This is a genomic window from Cellulomonas sp. NPDC058312 (genome assembly GCF_042880135.1).
Lineage (GTDB): Bacteria > Actinomycetota > Actinomycetes > Actinomycetales > Cellulomonadaceae > Cellulomonas.
Genome location: NZ_JBHVZE010000020.1, coordinates 1 through 1,806, shown reverse-complemented (window position 1 = coordinate 1,806; position 1,806 = coordinate 1). Strand labels below are relative to the sequence as shown.

The following is a 1,806-nucleotide window of genomic DNA, read 5'->3' as shown; positions in this document are numbered from 1 at the left end:
GCGGCCCGACAGTGCGGCAACAGTCGACCCGGTCACGGTCTTCTTGACCATGCCATCGGCGATCGTGCGGGGGAGGTTCTTGAGGTTCCCTGTTCCGAAAACGGCCATGGGAGTTCCCTTTCTGGGTTAGTTTCCGCTGAAGAAGTCGCGGACGAACGAGCGCTCGTCGGACGCTCCAGCGGTGGATGTGTTGCCCTCGCGGGGCACGAAGTTGCTCTTCTTGCGCTTGCCCGACTGGCCGACGAGTCGGTCCACCTGCTTCTGCAGCAGTTCCGGATCGTTCGCAGTGAGGAACAGTTCGGCGTCCTCGGCTTCGATGCCGTGTAGGGCGACGAGGTGGGTGCGGAGCGCGTCGGCGACCTTCGATGGAACCGAAGCGGCCTCGGATTCGGCCTTGGCGATTCGATCGGCCGTCTTCTCAGACTCCGTCTTCTGCGCGTCCTCCAGTTCGTCGGCCCGCGCGGCCCTCACCTTCAGTTCCTTGATGGATTCCTTCTGGGCCGCCAGCGTCTTCACCAGGGGGTGATCGGCTGGCAACTCGATGGGCTGCTGCTGGCCCTCGGTCGCCGTTTCGGTGACGTCGGCAGTGTTCTCGGACATGCGTTCTCCCCATTTCGGGTTGGTCCCCATCCATTTCGGTGGGGTGGTCTATTTGTTGTTCTGCCGCATCGCGGCTTGAACGGCCTGAACGTCGATCGCGCCGTACTTCCCTTTGCCGGGAGTCGCCGCGACCGCGTCCTTGTATTCCTGCTCCCACTTCGCGACGTAGTCCGGAGGCTCGTACTTCGCGCCCGGTCGGACCTGCACAGCAACGCAGTGGCAGTGGTCGTGGAATTTGTCGCCGAGCTTCTGGGTTCCGCGCGTGCGAACGCCCTTTGCCTGGCCGCCGCGCTTGCGCTTCCCGTTCTCATCGAAGTTCGTCGAGACATCCTTGCCGCGGCCGCCGACGAACATCGCCGACTGCTCCGAGGTGTAGACCGCTTTGCGGGTCGCGACCATGCGGCAGAACTCGCACGCGTTCGCCGAGGCGTGTCGCGCCCAGCGCGCCCCGGGCTCGGTCTCAGCGTTCAGGATCGTCGTCTGGCGAGCCATCCCCCAGACGCCCCGCTGCAGGGTTCCTGAGAGCTTGCCGAGTGCGGCGACGCCGCTGCTGGTGTTCAGCGCCCACTGAGCCGATTGAGCGAACTGCTCGAACGGTGGCAGCTCTGCGGGCGTCGCGGTGTAGGCCAGCTCCGGCGCGGCGTCGTCGTACCAGATGGTGGACAACTCGGCCGCCATCGTCCCGTATTCGAACGCCAGCTCGGGAAACGCCTCCACGATGAACGCGTAGAAGTCGTCGAACCCCTGAGCCTGCCGCCAGAGTGCGTCCAGGTCCGCGAGACCGAGGTCGTGCAGTTCCTGCAGGATCGCGCGCTGCTCCGCCAGCGAGGCCACGGGCTACTCCTCGGCCGCGGTCGTCGCCTGGACCTGCTCATCTCGCGGCGCCGGTCGGTTGCGCATGAACGCCTGAACCGAAGCCCGTCGCTTGTCGGCGAGGGCCCGCTTGATCTGCTGCTCGTCGAGGCCCAGCAACTCGAGCCCGACCTCGGTCTCCGCCAGCCAGGGCACGGTTGCCAACTGCTTCGCACCAGCGTCCGCCTGCGCAGCGCGGGACAGGTACACCGGGGAGCGCCACTTGGTGTCGACTGTTCGCCACTTGTCGGGGATCGACTTCTCGCCGTTGGCGATCGCGAGCGCGCGAATCATCGACCGGCGCAGCGCCGGGGCCCAATCGTCGGTCGCGCCCTCCGCTTCGGCGATCAGATC

General features: G+C 66.2%; 3 protein-coding genes. All 3 read right to left on the bottom strand.

Going from position 1 to position 1,806, the window contains the following annotated elements; all coding sequences use genetic code 11:
* Positions 1-126: 126 nt before the first annotated feature.
* Positions 127-600, bottom strand: coding sequence for a hypothetical protein (locus ACFVXN_RS18400; RefSeq protein ID WP_389235965.1), 474 nt, complete (start codon positions 598-600; stop codon positions 127-129).
* Between the two features lie 48 nt (positions 601-648).
* Complete coding sequence (locus ACFVXN_RS18395; RefSeq protein ID WP_389235962.1) at positions 649-1,434, bottom strand: hypothetical protein; 786 nt, start codon at positions 1,432-1,434, stop codon at positions 649-651.
* A gap of 3 nt (positions 1,435-1,437) precedes the next feature.
* Positions 1,438-1,806 (bottom strand): phage portal protein (locus ACFVXN_RS18390; protein WP_389235959.1); only part of this gene is annotated, 369 nt, incomplete at its 5' end.

What these genes read in the sequence shown, in the direction of transcription:
- ACFVXN_RS18400 (WP_389235965.1), bottom strand. Translation starts at nt 600, where the DNA reads ATGTCCGAGAACACTGCCGACGTCACCGAAACGGCGACCGAGGGCCAG.